The sequence below is a fragment of the Ralstonia sp. VS2407 genome (assembly GCF_052950655.1).
Genome location: NZ_JBRFVG010000285.1, coordinates 1 through 457, shown reverse-complemented (window position 1 = coordinate 457; position 457 = coordinate 1). Strand labels below are relative to the sequence as shown.

Genomic DNA, 457 nt, shown 5'->3' with positions numbered 1-457 from the left:
AAATTATTCCTTATCTATTTGAGCTTCAAAGCAATTTCACCAGCTATGGCCTAGCATCGGCACTACGCCTCACTAGCAAATATGCTAAGCGGATTTATCCGATTTGTAGCCAGTGGAAGGACCTAGGCGAAACCAAAAAGCATGACATTCAGGATTTTAAGAGAATGCTTGGGCTCCTTGACGATAAAGGCATTGATAAGATGCCTAGAACCAGTGATTTCAGGAAAAGCGTATTGGATATAGCCGTTAAGCAAATCAATGAGCACACCGAGTTGCACATTAGCTATGAGTTAGAAAAGCGTGGTAAAACCTTCAAAAACATTACGTTTAAGGTCAAACCTCAAGCTTTAGCCGACAATATTCCTTTTGACCTGGTGGCCACGGATCAAGCCGTGCCGGGGGTGCAGCAAAGCCACTACGACAACGCCGCCCGCATCCTCGACGAACTGCGCATCAC

Annotated in this window: 1 protein-coding gene; it reads left to right on the top strand. The window is 45.5% G+C overall.

All coding sequences use genetic code 11. The features are described from left to right. Positions 1 to 457: RepB family plasmid replication initiator protein (locus ACU8YE_RS25080; protein WP_446930262.1), on the top strand; the 457-nt coding region annotated here is incomplete at both ends.